15 protein-coding genes are annotated in these 15647 nt (G+C 67.0%); 6 read left to right on the top strand and 9 right to left on the bottom strand.

Translation table 11 applies throughout. From position 1 onward, the window contains the following. Positions 1 to 102 precede the first annotated feature (102 nt). The 3 genes from KA712_24260 to KA712_24250 are packed head-to-tail and all read left to right on the top strand — an operon-like array spanning position 103 to position 4186. Positions 103 to 1698 (top strand): protein kinase, encoded by a 1596-nt coding sequence (locus KA712_24260; protein MCG5056078.1) that lies wholly within the window; start codon positions 103 to 105, stop codon positions 1696 to 1698. Then, positions 1695 to 2687 carry a hypothetical protein gene (locus tag KA712_24255; protein ID MCG5056077.1) on the top strand — a complete coding sequence of 331 codons (993 nt, stop codon included), beginning with the start codon at positions 1695 to 1697 and terminating at the stop codon, positions 2685 to 2687. Before KA712_24260 ends, KA712_24255 begins: the two co-directional genes overlap by 4 nt. Beyond that, positions 2687 to 4186: a hypothetical protein gene (locus KA712_24250; GenBank protein ID MCG5056076.1), complete on the top strand. Its 1500-nt coding sequence runs from the start codon at positions 2687 to 2689 to the stop codon at positions 4184 to 4186. The genes KA712_24255 and KA712_24250 overlap by 1 nt, the downstream gene beginning before the upstream one ends. 35 nt (positions 4187 to 4221) lie before the next feature. Here the strand turns inward: KA712_24250 and KA712_24245 are convergent, their stop codons facing one another. The 8 genes from KA712_24245 to KA712_24210 all read right to left on the bottom strand — a co-directional run bounded on the left by KA712_24245 (position 4222) and on the right by KA712_24210 (position 11968). Beyond that, a complete protein-coding gene (locus tag KA712_24245) occupies positions 4222 to 5184 on the bottom strand; it encodes a hypothetical protein (GenBank protein ID MCG5056075.1) in 963 nt (320 codons plus the stop codon). Positions 5185 to 5222: 38 nt separating this feature from the next. After that, the gene (locus KA712_24240; protein ID MCG5056074.1) at positions 5223 to 6809 is read right to left on the bottom strand and encodes a caspase family protein; all 1587 of its coding nucleotides are present in this window, start codon (positions 6807 to 6809) and stop codon (positions 5223 to 5225) included. Positions 6810 to 6845: 36 nt separating this feature from the next. Next, the gene (locus tag KA712_24235; protein ID MCG5056073.1) at positions 6846 to 7664 is read right to left on the bottom strand and encodes a DUF4384 domain-containing protein; all 819 of its coding nucleotides are present in this window, start codon (positions 7662 to 7664) and stop codon (positions 6846 to 6848) included. Positions 7665 to 7680: 16 nt separating this feature from the next. Next, a complete protein-coding gene (locus tag KA712_24230) occupies positions 7681 to 8202 on the bottom strand; it encodes a sigma-70 family RNA polymerase sigma factor (GenBank protein ID MCG5056072.1) in 522 nt (173 codons plus the stop codon). Between the two features lie 67 nt (positions 8203 to 8269). Next, on the bottom strand, positions 8270 to 9247 hold the full coding sequence (locus KA712_24225; protein ID MCG5056071.1) for a hypothetical protein: 978 nt from the start codon (positions 9245 to 9247) through the stop codon (positions 8270 to 8272). 105 nt (positions 9248 to 9352) lie between these two features. Continuing rightward, positions 9353 to 10540 carry a ferritin-like domain-containing protein gene (locus tag KA712_24220; protein MCG5056070.1) on the bottom strand — a complete coding sequence of 396 codons (1188 nt, stop codon included), beginning with the start codon at positions 10538 to 10540 and terminating at the stop codon, positions 9353 to 9355. Between the two features lie 69 nt (positions 10541 to 10609). Next, positions 10610 to 11281, bottom strand: coding sequence for a hypothetical protein (locus KA712_24215; GenBank protein ID MCG5056069.1), 672 nt, complete (start codon positions 11279 to 11281; stop codon positions 10610 to 10612). A gap of 102 nt (positions 11282 to 11383) precedes the next feature. Next, positions 11384 to 11968 (bottom strand): NUDIX hydrolase, encoded by a 585-nt coding sequence (locus tag KA712_24210; protein MCG5056068.1) that lies wholly within the window; start codon positions 11966 to 11968, stop codon positions 11384 to 11386. Positions 11969 to 12055: 87 nt separating this feature from the next. Between KA712_24210 and KA712_24205 the strand changes: the two genes are divergently transcribed. The 3 genes from KA712_24205 to KA712_24195 all read left to right on the top strand — a co-directional run bounded on the left by KA712_24205 (position 12056) and on the right by KA712_24195 (position 14317). Next, entirely contained in the window at positions 12056 to 12649 is a 594-nt protein-coding gene (locus tag KA712_24205; GenBank protein ID MCG5056067.1) for a hypothetical protein, read from the top strand. Positions 12650 to 12813: 164 nt separating this feature from the next. Then, entirely contained in the window at positions 12814 to 13452 is a 639-nt protein-coding gene (locus KA712_24200; GenBank protein MCG5056066.1) for a transposase zinc-binding domain-containing protein, read from the top strand. Beyond that, positions 13391 to 14317, top strand: coding sequence for a transposase (locus KA712_24195; protein MCG5056065.1), 927 nt, complete (start codon positions 13391 to 13393; stop codon positions 14315 to 14317). The genes KA712_24200 and KA712_24195 overlap by 62 nt, the downstream gene beginning before the upstream one ends. A gap of 184 nt (positions 14318 to 14501) precedes the next feature. On the opposite strand, the gene KA712_24190 is transcribed toward KA712_24195, so the two are convergent. After that, on the bottom strand, positions 14502 to 15647 hold a 1146-nt coding region (locus tag KA712_24190; GenBank protein ID MCG5056064.1), incomplete at its 5' end, for an ISAzo13 family transposase.

The following is a 15647-nucleotide window of genomic DNA, read 5'->3' as shown; positions in this document are numbered from 1 at the left end:
CCGTGGCCCGTGGTTCAAAGGAGAACGCGTGCGCTGTCACCGAACGTTCACAGTGCTGTAGCGAGAGGTGTGCCAGGGTGAGCCGGACGTGCGTGGTGCGCCATGAACGCCTCTTCCTCACAGATGCCTGCCCAGGCGCCGCGCCTGGCCCACAAGTACGAGCTGCTCGCGCCGATCGGGCGTGGGGGCATGGCGGAGCTGTTTTTGGCGAAGACCACGGGGCCTGCCGACTGCGTGAAGCTGGTGGCCTTGAAGCGGGTATGGAAGGACCTGCTCCGGGAGCCCGACTTCGTCAGTATGTTCCTTGACGAAGCCCGCCTGGCTCTTCGTCTCAACCACCCTAACGTGGTGCACACCTTCGAGGTCGGCACCATGGACGACCAGCTCTTCATCGCGATGGAGTTCCTGGAAGGGCAGCCGTTCAACGCGGTGCTGAACCGCTGCTTCGTGCTGGGCACGCTGCCGCTCGATCTGAGGCTGCGCGTTCTGCTTCAAGTGCTGGACGCGCTCGAATACGCGCACACCCTGAGGAGCTACGATGGAAAGCCTTTGGGGGTGGTCCACAGGGATGTGAGCCCGCACAACGTCTTCGTGACCTACGAAGGCGCCGTGAAGCTTCTCGATTTCGGGATCGCCAAATCCTTGGCTGCGGGCCACGCCACGCGCCCGGGCGTGCTCAAGGGGCGCCTGGGGTACATGGCCCCCGAGCAGGTGACCGGGCGGGCGATCGACCGGCGCGCCGATATCTTCTCCGTGGGCGTGATGTTGTGGGAGGCGATCAGCGGCCGGCGTCTGTGGCACGGCAGGTCCGAGGCCGAGATCGTGCGTACACTGGCATCCGGCGTTCCGCTGCCGCCCCCAAGCGGCGCGGAGGCTTCACCCGAGCTCCTGCGCGTCTGCGCGCGCGCGCTGTCCCTGGCCCCGGAAGGGCGGTACGAAAGCGCTGCGGCCTTCGCGAACGCGCTTGAGTCGGTGCTCCTCAACGCAGAGATGTCGCACACGCGGCGCCTTGCCAACGTCGTGGCCGACGCCTTCGTCAAGGAGCGCGACGAGATGCGCGCGCTCATCGAGAGCGGTTTGCGCCCGAGCGCCGCGCTGGTCGCCGCCGCCGAGCAAGACTTTCGCGCCACGGTGTCGTCGCTGCTGCCGATTCCTCTGGAACCCGCGCCCGCCGCGAGGACACGCCGCGCGAGCCGTGCGCGCTTGGGTGCGGCGGTGCTGGCGTTCTCGGTGTGCGGCGTCGGTGCGGGGCTGGGCGCCACGTACCTCGCGAGGGCCCCGGAGCCGGGCGCGGGGGGGCCAAGCGAGCAGGTGCTGCCGAAGCCCGAGACCGTCACGCCTCCCTCTGCCCCCGAGCGCGAGTTTGCGGCGGCCTCCGACGATCCGGCTTCGCCGCAGACCCCCGTGGCCGCAGATCCTCCGCGCGAAGAGACGGCCCCCGTGGCCGCTGTCCCGCCGGAGCCCGATCCGCGCCCGAAGCCCCCGCGCCGGCACGAACCGCGGCAGGTGCGGGAGCCCGGTGAATCCTCCCGCGGCGGAGCCCTGCCGCAAGACTCCAACCGCACCGGGGCACCACCCACCGAAGCACCTCCCTCGAAGGCCGTGGCTTCGGACCCCTTCGAGGTTGAACTTCGACCGCGCGTTCGCGTCGCCAAACAACGCGCGATCGACGTCACCAATCCCTACGACAGCCCATGACCAACCGATCCTTGCGTACCCTGGCCCTGGCCCTCGCGGTGGCCACCGCCACGAGCTTTCCATGCCTCCCCGCGCGCGCCGCCGCGGCCGACGAGGACCGCACCGGGCAAGCGCAGCGGCACTTTCGTCGCGGCGTGGAACTCTACGAGGAGGGCAATCCGAACGCGGCCTACGTCGAGTTCTCCCGAGCTTACGAGCTGGCCCCGCGTCCCCAACTGCTCTTCAATCTCGGCCAAGTGGCTTTCGAGACGCAGGACTACGCAACGGCTCTTGGACACTTTCGCGCCTACGCAAGCGCAGGAGATGACAACGTCACGCCCGAGCGGCGCGCTCAGGTGCAGGCCGAGATCGCCAAGCTCGAAAAGCGCGTGGCCCTACTCGAGGTGACGGGGGCGGCGCCGGGTGCGGAGGTGCTCGTCAACGACGTACTCGTGGGCACGTTGCCGCTGGCCGCCCCCGTAACGGTGAACGTGGGGCGGGTCAAGGTGACGTTGAACGCCCGCAACGGGCGGAGCTCGACGCGTGTGTTCGATGCCACGGGAGGCGCACGCCTCGTGGCCCGCTTCGCTTCCGAGTCCCCCCGCCCGGGTGCCGCCTCAGCCGCGGAAGCGGTGCCCACCGCCGGTGCTACGCCTTCCCCGGGCACCCAGGGCTTGTCGACGGGCGCGTGGGTCGCCTGGGGACTCAGTGGCGTGCTGCTTGCGGGCGCCGCCACCACGGGGGCGCTGGCCTATCGCTCGAGTGAAGACTTGGCCGATCTGCGCGCGCGTTACCCTGCCTCGCCAAGCGCGCTCGACGACAAGGAGAGCCAAACGAAGACGCTGTCTTTGGTGGCCGATGGGCTGCTCGTGGGAGCGGTTGTCTCCGCGTTGGTGGCCATCGTGGCCTCTACGGGAGACACGCCCGAAAGAGCCCGGCGCGCAGAGTCCCGTCATCGGCCCACCTTGTCCTTTCACCAACGTGGCTTCTCGCTGCAGGGAGGCTTCTGATGAGCCGCCTCTTCGGTTTGGCAGCCCTCGTCTTTTGTGTGGGCGCTTGCACGCTGCTCCTCGACACCTCCCGCTCACAGTGCCGCACGGACGCGGACTGCGCCGCCTTCGCCGGTACCGTGTGTGACACGCGCGAGCAGCTCTGTGTCGCGCGTAGCATGCCACCAGGCCCGGGTCCGGGAACGATCCCGGTCAGCGGAGGTGAGATGGGCGCCCCGGATGCCGGTATGTCCGATGCGGCGGCGCCACCCGCGAGCGCGAACTGCCTCGCGGCCAACAAACCTCTCGTAACGATCGAGGGCGAGATCACCACGAGCGCCACGCTTTCCTGCGACCGCGACTACCTGCTCGTGGGCACCGTGTTCGTGACCCCGGGTGTGGTGTTGACCATCCAGAAAGGCACGACCGTGCGGGGCGACAAGGCCTCGACGGGAACGTTGGTGGTGCAGCCCGGCGGCAAGCTCTTGGCCGTGGGCACGGCCGACGAGCCGATCGTGTTCACGAGCGCGGTGCCCGAGTCGGCCCGGCAGCCGGGTGACTGGGGTGGCGTCATCTTGCTCGGCCGCGCACCCGTCAATGGTGCCGCGGGGGCGCCGCGGCCTCAGATCGAGGGGCTGCTCAAGGGCGGCGAGTTTGGAGGGGCCGATCCCAGCGACGGCAGCGGCGCGCTCAAGTACGTGCGCATCGAATACAGCGGCAGCAAGCTTGGGCCCAACAACGAGATCAACGGGCTCACGCTGGGGGGGGTGGGCAGCGGCACAGTGCTCGATTTCATCCAGGTGCGGGCCACCACGGATGATTGCTTCGAGTTTTTCGGCGGAACGGTTTCGGCGAAACACCTGGTGTGCCAGAACAATGGCGACGACGGCTTCGACTGGGACAACGGCTATCAGGGGCGGCTTCAGTTCCTGTTCCTGCAGCAAGATCCCGAGGTGGCAGACGAGACGAACGGCTTCGAGGGTGACAATGATCCCACGGGCAGCCTGAACGAGCCCCGCTCGAACCCCACCGTCTTCAACGCCACGCTGTGTGGGAAGAACCTCGAGCTCGATAAACAGCAATACGGCATGTTGCTGCGGCGCTCGACGCTCGGGACGTTCCGCAACCTGATCGTGTCGGGCTTCGAGGCCGGCCTGGATCTGCGGGACGCCACGACCGAGGTGGAGATCACCCATTCGATCTTTCATGGAAACCTCCTCGAGAATCTTGCCTACGCGGAGGTCACCGGCGGCAGCGGGGTCCTTGCCGACGACGACGGAGGCCTCGACGAACAGGCGTACGTGCTCGCAGCCTCGCGCAGGAATCTGATGATGGACCCCGCGCTGGTGGACTGCTTCGATGGCAATGCGCCCCGTCCTTATCCCGGCGCCGCGCTCGTGCAGAACGCCGCAACACCCCCGGACGATGGTTTCTTCGATCCCCAGGCGGCCTTCGTGGGCGCCTTTCGAGATGCGAACGACGGCTGGGCGCGCGGCAATTGGATTCGCTGGGGGCGTTGACGCCGCAGGACGGTGTGCCTGCCCTGGCGTGGCGTCTAGCGTAGGGCGGGAAGCACGCAGGTCGCAGGATCGCCGGTGTTCTTGCCAACGTCCCAGTCTCGGCGCACGTAGGTCGGCTGCGTGAGGCCATCCCAGCAATCAGTGGCCGAGAGCCCCAAGGCGCCGCCGCGGCTGACCAGCACATCGGCCCGGCCCGCGCCGTCGGCGCGCCAGGCGCTCACCACATCGAAGGCTTCCACGGCGGCGGCCCCGGTGCCGGTGACCGTGAAGTGGGTCGTGGCCGCACCGTCCGCGGTTTCACGGTACGCAAGATCCGCGGAGCGGGAGCTGGCACTGGCCAGGTTCTCCTGATGAACGATGAGCGTGCGCGCGTCCGCTTCGATGTCGTAGTCGAGCGTGATCACCCGCAGCGTCTCGACGTCGGCGCCCAGCCTGTAGCGCCGCGTGCGCAGCGAGTCGACGTCGAAGATCACCTGGCCTCGTCCTTGGCTCACGCCCCGGGCAGGATCGAACCACCCGGTGACCACTTGGGCCCAGGCGTCGCTCACGGCAGGTGTGCCCCCCGGCGCCGTCTCGATGCTGTAAGTGAAGCGCTCGTCAGGCGCCGTCGTGGCGTCCGTGCCCGCAGGCAGTTTGCGCATGACCACCCGGTGCACGAAGCGGGGATCCTCCTCGTCGGCGAAAGGGCCCCAGATCCGCTGCCCCGGTGCCCGCGTGGTGGCCGGTACACGGCGGACCTCGCCGAGGATGACAGCGACGAAACCCAGGATCTTGCGATAACTCGTGACCACGCCGTGGGTCAGGCGGTAGTACTCCGCGCTTCCTTCCACGAGTTGCGCGCCCACGTTGGGTTGAAGACTCTCCGACGCGGGTACGGCCGATTGAAAGGCGATGTCCTCGTTCGAGTAGGTACCCCCGCACGCGATCACGCACGAGCCCAGGAGAGCGGCGTAAAGCGGCCCCCGCCCCGGAAAAAGATTCGAGATGAACGGCTTCATGTGTCGCCTCGTGAGTCGAGTCCGTCAAAAAGAGAGGATCAAAAATCGTAGCCCAGTGCCAAGGTGAGTTCCGCGAAGCCCAGCGAGCGGTTTTGGTCGACGTTGTAGAGAAGATAGTGCACGCGCCCGCGGCCGAGCAGGGCCATGTGGCGGCTCAGGCGGTAGCGCAGGCCGCCCACGAGCCCGGGTGAAAAGGTCGAGAAGAACTGAGCCGGCAGGCCCTCGTCCTCGAAGCGGCGGTCGAGGAAGACAAATGCCATGCGCGCGCCGAAAAACGGCGTGAGATCGCCATCGCGCCACGGCCACTCGGCCCACAGGCTGGCCCCGAGATTCACCTGGCGTGTCTCGAAGGAAAGCCCCCCCGCAACGTCCTCGACGCTTCCTTGCCCGCCGCCCAAGGCAAGGTCGAAGCCCAGCACCCAATCGTGGCGAAGAAAGTTCGACATCGTCAGCTCGGCGGCCAAAAGGCCGCTCGGTGGGAACAGGCTTTCGCGCGTGGGCTTCTCGAAGAAGGCCTGGCTCGTGGCCCCCACGCTGAGCGCAAAGTGTCCGGGAAGGTCTCGTGCGACACCCTTGACGGGGTCGTCCGCAAAGGGCGTGTCGTGAAGCCGCCCTTCGTCCAGCACCGCCAGCTCACCGGGCACGACACGCACCTGCCCCACGCGCAGGCGATCGGCCAGGCGTCGCTTGACCTTGTAAACGCCTGGAGCCACCGACACGCGACGCTCCTGGTTCGCGGCTTTGTCGAGCTCGGCGGCAACCACCCCGCGGTCATCCACCAAAAAGTAGGTGCCTGCGGGAGCGGCTGCGGGTAAACGCAGGCCCTCCCGCCGTTGCGTGTAATCGGACAGCACGAAGTCGCCGTTGCCTTCGAGCTCGTAGCGGAAGGTGGGGTGCTGGGGACCTGCCGCGCTCTCGGCGGTGCTGGCCACGGTGCGGGCGTACGCGTGCGCATAGGCTTCGGCCAAGGTCACCTTGCCATCACCCGAGCGATCGGCGGCGCCCTGCAAGCCGCTCACGAAGTGATGAGAAAAGTAGCTGCCGCCGATGTGATCCGATTCCTGGGCGTCTTCGTCGAAGCTGCTGGAGGTGAGCAGCACCGTGCCGCTGGCCTGGGCCGCCGACGTGGCTTCCACCTCGAAGGCGGGGGCTTTCCGGGCGCCCTTGGTCCGCGTGAAGCCGCCCGCGTGGCAGGCGTCGACGACGGCCAGCTTCAAAGTGGCGTGACTGCGGCTCACCCGGCTGCGCAGCTCATCCATGGGCAAGCGTGAGGCGCCAAGCCGCAGCTCACCGTCCTTGGCGTGGCCAGAGTAGTACACGATGAGCGTGGTGCGCTCTTGGCGGGCCTCGGCGGCGCGGAGGCGCAGCTCCAGGGCGTCCACGGCCTGGCGAAACGCCGCGGCGTCTTGGCCAAGCAGCAGGATGGTGTTTTCGTCGCGCAGATTCCCGAGCCGCAACAACACGTCGCGCATGCGCCGGGCGTCTTCGCGGGCGTAAAGCAGCGGACTTGTCCCGGGGCCCCCGAGGTCATTGCCCACGAAGAGGCCAAAGCGCACGTCTGTTTGGGCCTGCGCGGACCCCACGCGCCCGGCAAGGGCCACCCCCACGAAGAGGGCGGTCCACAGCCAGGGCCAAAGGGGAGGGCGCGACGAAGACACGGCTCAAGGCTTATCGAAAGGGAACTGGGAGATCGCGAAGCCGGGCAGGCGGGCAAGCCGCTCTGCGACCGTGAGGGGCTGGCCCTGCTCCCTGCGAGCCAGCGTGGTGAGGATCTCCTCGAGCGTGAACGCACGATGCGAGAAGAGAACGTAGAGAACCTCGCGGCCCGACCCGTCGAAGCTGAGGCTGTCGGGCAGGAACACCGGTTGGGATGAGGAGGCCACCGCGAGCGCGTCTCCGGCCTCCGGATAAAGCGGTGTCACGACGGCTCGTTCGTCGACGCTCAGCACGGCCACATGCCCGTCCACCCGGGGACGCAGGCCAATGCGTACGCGATCTCCCGCGCGGAGCGAAAACAGCTGTCCGCTGGCCGCGTGCGCCTGGGGGCCTCCGTTGGCGTGGGCCACGCGCACCTCGGCCCGCGCATCGTCGTCGGCGCCCTTGAGGCGGTTTGCATCCCCCGCGCGCGGGGGCGACGAGGAGGGGGAGGGCGAGGGGCGGGCCCACAGCGCCAGGACCGCAGCTGCGGCCATGCCCAGCCCCGCCGTGGCCAGCCAGGGCGCGCGGGCGGGGCGTCGGGTCGCAAGGCGCATATCGCGGGCTGCGCGCCGTACGCCGCCGGCAAAGCGTTCGAACGGCACCTCGGCCTCGAACGCGGCCTGCTCGGCATCGAGCGCTTCCAGCTTGACCCGCAGCTCCGGGCGCTCCGTGAGCGCTTTTTCGATCGCGGCGCGGGTGGGGCCATCGAGCTCACCGGCGCGAAAGCGGCGTAGCATCAAGCTTCCGATCGCCGCGGTCTTTGTAGATGTCGGGGTGGTCATGGCAACCTCCGGGGCGTCACGCCGCCAGCTCCTTGCGGAGGGCTTCCGCAAAAACATCGAGACGCTTGCGCACGGTGGGGATCGAGCGGCCGAGCGCCGTGGCCACTTCCTCGAGCGTCATTTCGTCCACGTGGTAGTGAATGGCCGCCGCCTGGGTCTCGGCGTCGAAGCGGCCGAGCAGGCGCCGCACGAGATCACGCGCCTCGAAGACCTGCGGGCCTCCATGCTCTTCACCGCGTGCCACCTGCTCGCGTCGGAACCGGGCCCTCCACCCCGCCCGTTCGCTGCGCAGCACGTTCAGGCAGTGATGGGTCGCGATCTGCATGAGCCACGTGAGCGGTGAGGCCTCGGCGCGAAAGCCGCCAAAGTTCTCGAGCGCCTTGGCAAACACATCCTGCATGGCGTCCTCTGCCTTCGCATTGTCCCTCAGGATATACACGCAGCGCCCGAAGACGGCGCCCCCGTACTTGGCGTAGAGGGTGCTGAGCGGCTCCCGTGGGTCGGCCTCGGTTTTTCCTCCGGCAATCGCGCGCAGCATGGTGAAAGCGTCTCCAGGGTTGCGCCTTACGGGGCCAAGGTCAAACCCTGGCCCCGACGCGAGCGCTTCAGGGCATCGCGGGCAGCGCGCAGAGATCGGGCGTGCCGTAGTTGATCGCGGGCGCCCAGCTGGTGGCGAGGTAAACGCTGGCAAAGCTCGTGTCCCAGCACTCACTGGCCGTGGCCTGCGTGCCTGCGGGGAGCGTGCCTTTGGTGCCCACCACATCGGAGCGGCCTGCACCCGCGGCGGTCCACAGGCTGGTCACAGAGAGATCAGCCGGGCCGTCGGTGATCGCGGCCGGATCGGGGCGCCAGGCAAACACGAGCTTGCCGCTGCCACCCACCTCGCGGGTGTAGGCGTAGTCCACGTCCACGAGGCGCCCTGGCCGTTCCTCGTCCCGCACCTTCACGAACGTAGCGGTGATCTGCACGGGGCTCGCAAGGCCTGGCCGCGCGTAGGTGACGGCGGCCGAGCCCACGTCACGCTCGGGCAGGGGCAGCCGGTTGCGGGCCTCGAAATCGAGCAAAAAGTTCCCCTCACCGAAGCCCTCCACGATCTCGCCGTTCGCGTCCAGGCGCGGACGGTGCGTGCCCGAGAGCACCGTTTCGAACGGGGCGGCGGGGTTTGCCTTGGGCTGTCCCTCGAAGGTGTACGCGTACGCCTCGGGCGAGGTGCGGGTGACGGTCACTTTCCAGGCGATGGGGTCGAGCGCGTCCGAAAAGGGCCCCCACGTGGCGGTGTTGTCGGCGAGGGAGGTTGGCCTGTGAGCCACCACGGCGCGCACCAACGCGAGGACCAGGTACACACCGCCGTTGACGTCGCGGCTGATGTGGCGGGTCAGCTTGTAAAAGCGCGACGTTTTGCCTTCACCCTCCACTTGCAGGGCCTGGCCCTCGGTGCCGGGCACCTGCAGCTTCACGGTGTCCTCGGTGGGGATGGCTTTGCGGAAATCGCTGGCTTCGTCACCGGCTCCGGGGCAGGCGGTGGTGCCAAGGGCCGCGACGAGGCCCAAAAGAGGGCCAGCTACGCTCGAGGGGGTTCGCATGGTTCGTGTGTCTCCTTGTTGAAGGGGTAGACACAGCCATCGGCAGAAACAGAAAGCCCGGGCGGCAGAAAAACGCACGCACCGCGGAGGCGTGTGCGCACACGGCTACATCAGGTTCCGGGTGTGCAGCGCCGACAGGGCGGCGGCCTCCCTGGGTGAAAACCCGAGGCGCCGCAGGCGCAGGCGCCGGCCCCGATCCATCTCTGCGATGAGGCTCACGACGGCGTCGTAGCCGTGGGCGATGGCCTGCGGCGACACCGAGCCCGCCGCGATCACCACCAGCGCATCGAACAGCCCTTCATCGAGCGGGGTGGTTTCTGCGAGCGCCTCGTGCCGCCGCTCGACCGCGTGGGCAAGCCGTTCCTGCAGGCCTGGATCGTGGGCGAGCTGCCGTCCCAGGTGCGAGAGCCCGAAGGCCACATGGCGCGCTTCGTCTTGGGCCGCCAGATGCGCCACACGCTGACAGACGGCGTCGGGACCATGAAGTGCCAGGAAGCGCAGCAGGGCCAGCAGGTTGCCCTCGCCCAGCACCGCGAGCAAAAACGAGGCAAGCGCAAAATCCGGCTCTTCCACCAAGGTTTTGAGCGAGAGCTGTGCGCTCACGGTCGAAGTGCCGAGCGGCCACCCGTAAAGCCGGGCCCGGCGGGCGAACACCTCCATGTGTCGGGCCTCGTCCGCGGCCTGCAGGGCCAGCACCTGCATGACCTCGCGAAAGTAGGGGTGCACCTGGCTCGCGAAGCGGGCGGGCACCACGAGCGCGGCGGTCTCGCTCTCCACCAAGTACGTCATGATCGCCACCACCGCGTCTTCCACCTCGTCGGGGTGGGTGCGCGGGGTCAGCCAGGGGATGGCGCTTTCGGGATCCCACTGTGCCGACGCGCCCTGACGGTAAAGGCAGGCCGCCTCGTCGCTCCACACCTCCTGTTTGGTCGCCAGAGGAAAATCGAAGGAGGGACCTCCCCCCTCGACCCGCGCGCCGCGGGCCGCCAGGCCCCAGGTGCTTGGTGGTGTCTCCAACACGGCGTCGTCGGTGAGGGCATCACCGGAAGCACCGCCGCCGCTCGTGGGCTGCCCTGCCAGCTCGGCGTGTCCGTCAGCGTCGAGCTGCACCGCGAGCCCACGGGCGCGGCCCCAAGCCTGCAGTGCGTCGCCGAAGCCGGCAGACCCTCCCCGCACCCGCAAAGGCCGTCCCGGCGGAAGCTGGGACAAGGCGCGCCGCAAGAGCACCGACGCGCCCTGGTCGAAGCCGATGCCTTCGAGGTCGAGGTGGAAAGAGGCCAAAGGGGATGACACGGGGATCAATAGCGCTTCGATGCTTCTCGCGCTTCAAACGTGCCGTGGCTTGGCGTCTGTGACGCGTGTTCAGAAGTACCACGGGTAGGAATAGGGGTACCCGTGAAACGAGAACGCCCCGGGGCCCACGAAGCGGTTATGGAAAAACGGGTCGTAAAACGGCGAATAGTAGTAGCGCGGCCCCCGCGGCTCCGGTTTCTCCACGAAGGGCGTACTTTGGCTGAAGTACTTCGTGCCGTTGGCCAACGTCCAGCGCACCCGAAACGCGTTGATGTCGTTCGGCGCGACCTTTTGCGGCAGCACGAAGTAAAGCGCCACCTGACGCTCCTGGCCGGGGCTCACTTCAACGTCTCCCTCGACCTGGGCGGCATGCAGGTTCGTCACCGAGCCGCCCTCGTTTTTCAAACCCACGTCCGCTCTGGTTCGATCGAGCTGCAGCTTCAAGGGGGTGTCCCCGTTGTTCTCGAAGGTGAAGCCCACGTGCACGACGGTGCGATCGTCACCTCTCACCTCGACCTGTTTGGCACCATTGGACCATACCTTGGCCTCTCCCAGATCGCCCCCTTGGCGCGCCTTCAGATCGTACTCGGCGGCCGTATAACCTTGCGGCGAAATGGCCGTGGCCTTTTCGGCCGGGCGGAACTCTTCCTTCTGCGCCGCACACGCACCTGCCGCAAACCCCAGCGCCACCGCAAGCACCAACTGTGGTCGCGCGCTGATTCCCATGAGTCTCGATAGCATCGACGCCCCTCCCTTTTGGGGAGAGGGACGTGCACATGGGGTGCCACCGTCGGCGAGAACGGCCGCGCCCGACGTGACGTTCCGTTCGAGGGCGTCTCTTCGCTAAAGCGCGCCTTGCAGCATCAGCAGCTTCACCCGCAGGGCTGCGGCCACGGTCAGGCTATCGCGATGTGCACCCGCCAAGACCTCTTCGAAGAAGGTTTCGAAGGGCACCTTGCGCAGGCACAGTTTCTCCGTCTCCTCCGGCGCGGCCTGGGTCTCGAACAAGTCCTGGGCCAAAAAAATCACCGCGCGTTCATCCGTGACCGAGTTGGAAAGATCCATCTCCAAGATCTTGCGCCATCTTCGTGCACCCAGGCCTACCTCTTCCTGCAGCTCGCGCGCGGCCGCCTGCTCGAGCGTCTCCCCCGCGGGCGCACCGCCTTCCGGAATCTCCCAGCTATAGCGGCCGAGGGGATAACGAAACTGACCCACCAGCCAGGTGTTTCCCTCACCATCGAGCGGCACCACCCCCACGGCGACATTCTTGAAGCGCACGGTCCCGTAGATCCCAGAGGTGCCTGCCGGTGTGAGCACATCGTGGTGCTCTACGCGGATCCAGGGATTTTCGTAGCGCGTCTCGACTTTGCGGGTCGTCCACGGGTTTTCCTGCGTCTCGGGCGCGGGGGGCTCTGGGGGGCGGCTCATGGCGAGCGGTTTTCCTGCGCCGGGCCGCCGTAATCAAGAGGCATCCGCCCCTCACGGTCAAAGAGGCGCCCTGCTAGGCTTTTAAGCATGGTCAGACGAAGGCGTGTGGGCGGGGCGGTGGTGGTCGGGCTCGGGGCGCTGGCCGTGTGGCGCATGTCTACGGACGAAGAGCGCGGACGTGAGCGCCCGGTGCGGTCCGTGCTGAACCAGGTCTGGATCGAACGCATGCCACGGGACACGCGCGATATGGTGCGCCAGTTCGTGGTGTTCGAGACCGAACGGCGACGGTTGGGGCTGGCACAAGCGATGTCCCATTGGCGGGTGGTGGCCGACCGGTTCACATGGACCCTGGAGGGCGACCTCATGACGGCGGATTTCCCGCAAGCGCGCCGCCGTGTACAGCTCGCGCTTCGCACCTGGTCCTGCCAGGGTGAGGCGCCGGCTCCTTTCGAGCTGTGCCTCGAGGTCACCCTGGGCCGGCAGAAGCTTGCCTTCTTCAGCCGAAGCGATTGGCGAATCGAGCCGAAGGGCAGCGTGGGGCTGCCGGGCGCTTTCGGCGTGCTGACACCCGAGGCCCCAAGCGAAGCCGATCCAGCAGACGATGCGGCCGCGGGGGAACAGGTTATTTCTGGTCGTGGCGAGGCGGCACTGCCGCACGCCTGGGAGCTTTCGCAGGATTGATCGCATGCACGGCCGGGGCCCCGGCTGCAAAGCGCCGCTCTCACACAGTCGACGACCTACTCCGCGAATTCCGATCCCTGTGAGCCGCAGAGCCGAAGCGACGGTCTTTGGCAGCGCAGGTCCGAAACGCACAACGAACACGTCTACCGGCGCGATAAGCCCGGGTGGTCGACAGAGCCGCAGGGAAGGTCTCCGGGTATCGACGCCGCGAGCCTGAAACAACGCAGCTCTACCGCCTGGTGCAGGACACCTGGCTCACGTTCCGCGACAACCTACAAGGCGAGGGTGGTTTTCTGCCCGCCTTCGTGGCGGCGGAGTTCGAGGCGTATCTGGGTTGCGGGATTCTGGGCAAGGGTTTCGTCAACGTTCGTTGCGAAGCCTGCGCCGAGACGCGGGTGGTGGCATTTTCGTGCAAACGAAGAGGCTTTTGCCCCAGCTGCCTTGGGCGACGCATGGGCGAGACGGCCGCGCACGTGGTGGACAACGTGTTTCCGGCGGTCCCAGCGCGCCAGTGGGTGCTGACGGTGCCGCACGCGCTTCGCTACCGCATGGCGCGCGAGCCACACCTGGCCAGCGTGGTGCTGAGGGTCTTTCTGCGCGAGGTGAGCCGGTGGTACCGAAAGCGTGCGCGCAAGGCCGGGGTGCGGGGGGGGACTCGCATTGGGCGCCGTGACGGTGATCCAGCGCTTCGGCTCCGGCCTTGCGCTGAACGTTCACTTTCATTCCGTAGTGACCGACGGCGTGTTCCGTGTCGACACGCCCGGTCGGCCCGCGTTCTTCGCCACGCCACCTCCGCGCGATGAGGAGGTGGCCGAGGTGACCGCGCGGATCTGGGAGGGTGTGACACGGGCGCTTGCCTCGTCAGAGGGACGAGACGCTGACGACGCCGAGGCGCTCTCCGTGATCGCAGGCGCTTCGGTCAAAGCCCTCATCGCCACGGGAAGGCGCCGAGGACAAGCGGTCATGCGGCTCGGCAACGATCCGATCGCGTCGTGGGAACCCTACGTGTTGGGGAAGCAGTGCGCGTTCGTCGAGGGCTTCAACCTGCACGCCAGCACGCGCATCGCAGCCAACGACAGGGATGGCCTGGAGCGGCTGATTCGCTACATCGCCAGGCCACCGCTGAGCGAAGATAGGCTTTCGGAGTTACCCGACGGGCGTGTGGCCGTCAGGCTCAAACGGCCGTGGCGCGACGGCACCACGCACGTTGCGTTTACGGCCGAGGAGTTCATTGAGAAGCTGGTGGCGTTGGTGCCACGTCCGCGCGCCCACCTGGTTCGCTACCACGGTGTGTTCGCGCCTGCGGCGGCGGATCGGGCCCGCATCGTGCCGGGAGGGGCAGGGCGCAAGGCGCGACGAGGGTGTGGCAAGCGCGAGGGCGAAGGTGATGGGGGCGAGGACCACGTTACGGAGCCGCAAAGGCGAGACGACGCAGCGGCGATGAGTTGGGCCGAGCTCATGCGGCGCGTGTTCGCTCACGAGGTGCTGGTGTGCCCGCGCTGCGCGGGGCCGATGAAGGTGCTGGGCCCTGTGCAAGAGCGAGGGGCTATCGAGAAGATCCTGGCCTACAAGGGCCTGTCAGCGGAGGTGCCCAGGTGGTCACCGGCGAGGGGACCGCCCGGAGGCACGGGCGAAACGGGATGTGATTCGGATCTGTGGCCGGCTTGAGGTTCTTCAACGAGCGGAGGGGGGCTGGAGGGGAGGAGATCTGACTGCGCCATGCAAATGTATTGTGAAATACTGATTCAATATGGCTTGATTCTCGCGGGGTCCTTGTTTTCGCCCGGCAGTAAGGCTAAGGACGCAAGGCGGCTTACGTTAGGGGCTGCCGCGAAAAAAGTCGATCGTCTCGTCATGTCGGTACGGTCGGGTGGATGGTGTAGTTCCACTCGCCGTGGAAGACGTTGGGATCGAGATTCACGAGTGCGAGGTCCTTGTCCGAGACGCGGCGACCCTTGGCGTAAGTGCGACTGTCGACTCGGCTCTTCACGAGCAGTCCGGTCGTCGTCGTCGTCGCTGCGATTAGATTGACGATGACTTGATGGGTGACCAGAGGCTTTCCGCGCCAGTTCTGGGTGATGAAGGAAAACAAGCGGTGCTCGATCTTGTTCCACTTGCTCGTTCCCGGAGGCAGATGACAGACGGTGATGGGGAAGCGCAGGTCGTCGACGAGCTTTTGTAGCTCGAGCTTCCATAGGCGCAGCCTATAGCCGTTGCTTCCACCTCCGTCCGCCGTGATCACGAGCGAGGTCGCGTTTGGATACCTCGAGGCGCCCATCTCGCTCCACCAGGTGCGGATGCTCTGCACCGCGAATTCCCCCGTGTCGTGGCTCACGCCAACGCTGACCCACGCCTCGTTCTTCTGGAGGTCGTAGATGCCGTACGGTGTGGCGCGTCCCTTTTCGTCGTCGACGAAGTCGTGCACGTTCACATCGACCGGATCTTCCTTCCCGCTGAGCTCGCGGCCGCCGTTCTTGTACGGTCCGACAAGCTCTCGTTTCTTCGTGTCCACAGAGATCGCCGGCTCGTTCGTTTCGAGCTGTCGACGGAGTGTCTCGTTGATGTGCTCAAACTGAGCGTTTCGATCTGGATGCTGCGCGCCCTCAAGCCGCTTGCGATTCGCCTGGAGACTGTAGCCGAGCTCCTTGAGCAGTCTTGAGACCATCTTCATGCTCGTTTGGTGCCCCTGCTTCTTGAGCGCCTCCACGAGATTGCGCTGGCTACGAGCTGTCCACAGAAGCGGCGACTCGGGATCTCCGCGTGTCGTCGATTCTACAAGCTTCTTCAGATCCGGAATCAATCTCGGATCCTTCTCGGTTGCCTTCTTGCGCCCGGCGCCTGGTCGACGGCTTCGCGTTGGCGGTAAATGGCTCGCCGTCCCGTTTTCGATCGCCCGTACTTCGGCGATCCCGCGCCCCACCACGCTCGGTGCCATACCCGTCGCACGAGATGCAGCGACAATGCCGCCGTAGCCAAAAGCGATCGCCTCGTTCGCCAC

It is taken from the genome of Myxococcales bacterium, assembly GCA_022184915.1.
In the GTDB taxonomy this organism is placed as follows: domain Bacteria; phylum Myxococcota_A; class Polyangia; order Fen-1088; family Fen-1088; genus JAGTJU01.
The sequence above is the reverse complement of the archived record's forward strand: the minus strand, read 5'-3'. Positions and strand labels throughout refer to the sequence as shown.